General features: G+C 64.8%; 5 protein-coding genes. All 5 read right to left on the reverse strand.

From position 1 onward, the window contains the following. Positions 1-1,512, reverse strand: a 1,512-nt coding sequence (locus tag M3498_02430) for an AAA family ATPase (GenBank protein MDQ3458152.1), incomplete at its 3' end; no start/stop codon positions are given. A gap of 82 nt (positions 1,513-1,594) precedes the next feature. Beyond that, positions 1,595-1,741 carry a hypothetical protein gene (locus tag M3498_02435; protein MDQ3458153.1) on the reverse strand — a complete coding sequence of 49 codons (147 nt, stop codon included), beginning with the start codon at positions 1,739-1,741 and terminating at the stop codon, positions 1,595-1,597. A 154-nt stretch (positions 1,742-1,895) separates the two neighbouring features. Beyond that, positions 1,896-2,582, reverse strand: a complete 687-nt coding sequence (locus M3498_02440) for a hypothetical protein (GenBank protein MDQ3458154.1) — start codon at positions 2,580-2,582, stop codon at positions 1,896-1,898. A gap of 70 nt (positions 2,583-2,652) precedes the next feature. Beyond that, positions 2,653-3,585: a sulfotransferase domain-containing protein gene (locus M3498_02445; GenBank protein MDQ3458155.1), complete on the reverse strand. Its 933-nt coding sequence runs from the start codon at positions 3,583-3,585 to the stop codon at positions 2,653-2,655. Between the two features lie 139 nt (positions 3,586-3,724). Then, the coding region (locus M3498_02450; protein ID MDQ3458156.1) for a ScyD/ScyE family protein at positions 3,725-4,687 on the reverse strand (963 nt) is incomplete at its 5' end.

A 4,687-nucleotide genomic window follows, 5' to 3' on the forward strand; every position in this document is an offset into this window, starting at 1 on the left:
GGCCAACTGCTCGGCTTCTTGCACCTTATGGGTGTAGAGGTAACCATAGCCGGTCGTGTAGCCGACGAAAGGATCCGCACTCGGCAGCTCCGGATGCGCCTCGACAAGCTCGAGCAGTTTTTTGAAATCGGCGGCGTTGGCGTACACGCGGGCGAGCCGTAGGGGCCAGTCGCCACTCTGCCTGCCTGCCGCGCTAAGCTTTTGTAAGACCGTCTCGGTCTCCTCGAGGCGGTGCTGGCTCGCCAGCATTTCCGCGAGCAGGTAGACCGCTTCGTCCGCGCCGCCGGCCTCGACTGCTCGCCGCGCCAGTCGCAGGGCTTCCTGGTCGTCTCTGGTTCGCAGGAGCTTGGCTGCCTCGATGGCCAGTTCGCTCTGCTCCGGCCCCTGTGCGTAATCGAGCGCCCGGCCGAGGAGCCGCCCAGCCTGGCCTTCGTCACCCAAGGCGAGGCTTTGTGCGGCAGCCGTCTTGAGCAGCGCCCGCGCTTCTTCCGGTTGAAGACCTGCCTCATCCACAAAACCCGCTGCCGTCCGGGGATCATCCTTGAGCGCCGCCAGCGCCCGCCTTGACAGCTCACGCCGCCGCGCTGGGCCGAGGCTGTGCAGGACGATCTCACGAAATAGCGGGTGGGCAAACGTTCTATCCTTGAAAAGACCCTGGCGCTCGAGCTCCAGAGTGGCCGCCGCGAGGAGGTCTTCCGACAAGCCCGTCACTGCCGCCCAGAGCCCCACCGGAGCGTCCAAGGGGAGCATGGCCGCAGCCCCAAGCGCCTCCCTGGAAGCCTCAGACAGGTTCGCCTGCTCGATGGCGCGCTCGATGAGCGCCTCCACCGTCACCGGCATGAACTCCTTGGGCGGTTCGCGCCAGCGCCAGCGCTTCGTGTCGCTCCACAGGTAACCCTGCCTCGCCAGATGGCGGAGGTACTCGAGGGTAAAGAGCGGGTTGCCCCGCGCGCGCCCATAGATCCACGCACTCGCCTCCGCAGGAAGGCCGGCCGCGACCTCGGCCTCGAGCAGCGCCCGCGACGCCCCTTCGGAAAGGGGCGCAAGCCGCTCGGCCTCGAAAGGCTCGGGCGGCGGGCGGCGGCTGGTGACGAGTAGAGCAACGCCGCGGCTGCGCTTGACCCGCCCGGCCAGCGCCTGCCACAGCTCCTGCCGCTCGGGAGCGGCCTCGTGCAGGTCCTCTAGGTGCAAAACTACAGGGGCCAGCGCGGCCAAGAGCGCCGAGAGGGCGTCGGCGCTGCTCGAGGCCTCGACGTGCTCACCGCGCCCCAGCGCCTCCAGCGGGTGCTCTGCCCAGAGCGGCAGGCGGGGCGGCCGCGGCAGCGCCTTGAGCAGTTCCGCTAAGGGCAGCGCCGCATGGACGCTGAAGCTCTGGCAAGTCGCCGCCGCGAGGAGCCTTTGCGCCGCGTAGCTCTTGCCGATGCCGGCTTCCCCCCAAAGCCCCAAGGCCAGCCCCGCGCGCCTCGTGACCACCGGCTTGAGGCGGTTTGCCAGGGGCGTTAGGTTTTCCACACTGCGACATTAGCAGATGCGGAGCGCGAGGTGGGGGTTTTCCTCAGTTTCTTGAAAGATCGATGTGGTCGAAAACGACACGCTACCGCAGGTGCGTCTTGATATAGCGGCGGTGCGTCTGCGCCTCGAGCTCCTCAAAAAACGCGCCCAAGGGCCACTGGAAGCGCGAATCGATCCATAGCTCCTTATAAGGCGGCACTTCCCGGCCCAAAAAGATGAGCCGTCGCACGATGTTGAGCGCCCAGGTCGTTCCCGACTTGTAGGGCGTGGCGACGACGACGTCGCCGCCTCGAGGAATATAGTGCTGCCAGCGCGTGCTGTCCAGGATGTGGGTCTGGTAGCTGCGGACGGCGCCAGGCCGCGCGTCCTCGGGTGGGAGCTTTTCACCGCTCTAGGTGTCCTCTCTCTGGCAGGGGCCGAAGCCCGGCGTCCGCGGAAACGTCATAAAGACGCAACAGCCCCCACAGCCCCGCCTCACGGTAGGGCTCGCGGTGGTCGCCGTAGAGGTAGTCGCCGGGCTCACCGGCTTGAACCTCCAAGGTAAGCGCCTCCATCGCCCCAAGCTGCACCGAGCTCAGGAGGGCGCTGCCCACCCGGCCCGGCTCGAGGGGCCAGCGGTGGCCCTCCAAGCTAAAGACGTGCGCCTGCTCGCTGAAGGGAGCAAGCACGTGAATTTTGATAAGATCTCCTGGATAGGCCTCTAGCAGCGGCGTGGCCGGATCGCCGTGGACCTCGCTGCGAAAGACGGCTGCCGCACTCCCATGTTGCGCCAGCCGCTCAGCGAGCGGTTCCAACCCATAGTTGAGCCCTACGACGCCCTCCACGTTCTCGAGGTAGGGCATCGCCGCCGTGCCGATGATCTCGTCTTCATCCTGGATGAAGAGGGTAAAGTCGCGGTAGCTCGGCCCCCTAGGCGGGTGGGCATCGGCACGCCAGCTCGAGGTCGCCTCCAGGTCTTCACCCGTGACCGGATCGGTGTACGACGTGCCGGCCGCGCCGACCACCACGGCGCCGTACAGGCCCAAGCCGACGTTCTCGAGCAGGTTCACGCCGTCATAGACGAGCGCCACCGCCTGGCCCAGCTCGGGATGCGCAAAGTAGGTATAGCTCGCCGCTTCCCCGGCAGGAACGCCCCTCGCTCTACTGCCCCTCGAGCCAGGCGCGGCAGTCCGGCGTCAGGAGCTCAGCGGCCTTCTTCTCGTAGAGCTCGAGCTCGTCGGGCGAGAGCACGACCCGCCAGCGACCGTTGCTGCCCTTGAAGAGAAAGGTCTGCGCACCCCCCTTCCAGGCCTCGTCGGCGCCGGGTAGGAGCCTTTGGGCATTCGCCTTCATCGCCACGAAGCCCACCTCCTGGGTGATTGCCTCTAGCCGTTCTTCCGAACAGACAACCTTCAAAAAGCCCGCGACGCGGCGGATTTCACCCTTCAGGTCGGCCAGCAAGTCGTTGAAGTGCACGAAGAGGATGTTGTCCCGGCTGCGGTGCGCCCACCAGGTCCTGCTGTGGTGCAGATTGCCCCAGTAGGGATAGCCCTCGCTCTCCCAGTCGAACCAGCCCTTGGTCATCCAGTCCCGCCAGAAGCTGTGGAGGTCTTGCGCCGGCGGCAGCGGCGGCCCTATCCGTCCGGGCAGGGCATTGCACCACTCGAGAAACCCTTCTTGATAGTTGCTGTGGTGGTTCCACAGCGACATAAAGACGTCGCGCGCGTCGCGGCCGACCACCACGTACTTGACCTGGGGGCAAAAGGGCAGGCTGTCGAGCGCCAGATGGGTCTTGATGAAGCGACGGTGCTGCTGCGCCTCGAGGCGCTCTATCACCTCATCGATGGGGTTGCCTCGCCGCTCAAGCCAGGGTGAAAGCGCGCCGATACCCTGGCTGGGCAGGGCGCCCAATACCAGGTGGGCGACAATCGCCTGCATCCAAGTCGTTCCCGACTTGTACGAGGTGGCGATCACGATGTCGCCTTCGCGCGGCCGGTAGTGGTGCCAGCGCGTGCTGTCCAGGAGGTGGTTCTGATAGCTGTGGACGACGGTGGGCCACGCGTCCTCGAGCGCTTGGCTTAGCGTTTCGGTCATCTCGCTCTCCTCATGGCGGCAGGAGCCAATGCCCGGCGGCCGCGAAAACGTCGTAGCGACGTACCCACGGCCGCGCTCGAGATCCCTCGAGCGCGGCCGTGGGCCAAAGCAGACACACCCAAAGGCACAAGTTAGTTGATTATGGTGCGCTCGTCCCGTCGACGAAGCCGTCGTATCGAACGACCGCGCCACCAGGACCGAAGGCCCCGTGGATAGTGACGTAGGCGTCCCCCTCCTGATTAAAGGCAATTGCAGTCGGGAACGGCAGCTCGCTAAGAACCTCGGTCGCTTCGCCATCTTGGATGCGTAGCACCGCACCGCTATTGGGCATGGGACCTTCCTCCGTGAACTGCCCGATTTGCACCGCGTAGAGATTGCCATCAGGCCCAGCCCTGATGTCGGTGATCAAGGTAAGGCCCGTAGCATAATCGCCCACCTCACCCTCAGCCGTTACCGTCACGATCTTGCCCGAACCAGGCAGGAACGGGAAGCCAGGAAGGAGGGCGACGTAGACCGTACCATCAGGTCCAACGGTGATACCCGTGGGCACAGGATCGGATTCCATGGCGCCACCTCGGGCTGGGTTCGGCAGTGGGCTCTCGATTCCTTCGAAGACAGTGACAAGGTCGATCTCACCACTCTCGGGATCGATTCTCAGGAGCGTGTTGGCTCCAGCATCTGCCACCCAGAGGTGACCATCGGGTCCGGCGGCAATCCCGTAAGGGTGCGACTCCTTGATGAAGCCATCGGGATTGTGTTCATCTTCGAAAGCCCAAGTGTCAGCGACCTGAATGACCTCATCGTTCTCGAGTCTGACCACAGTTGCCATGAGGGGCATGGGTTCTGGACCAACATATTCGATCCAGAAGCCGCTGGTGGCATAGAGGGTGCCGTCGATAAAGGCGAGGCGTGCTCCCCCTTCAATACCCAAAGGCCAAGTCAATGAGGGCAGGCGCGTGATTTCTGTCTGTTCACCGTCGGGGCTAATACGGAGGATCCTCGAGGTAGCACCAGCGGTCAAAGTGGCGGTTTCCCCAGTTTGCGGGTCGGTCATCTCGAAAGTCTCGTCACCACCCGTTCCAGAATCGACTACCCAGACATT

The sequence above is a fragment of the Deinococcota bacterium genome (assembly GCA_030858465.1).
GTDB lineage: Bacteria > Deinococcota > Deinococci > Deinococcales > Trueperaceae > JALZLY01.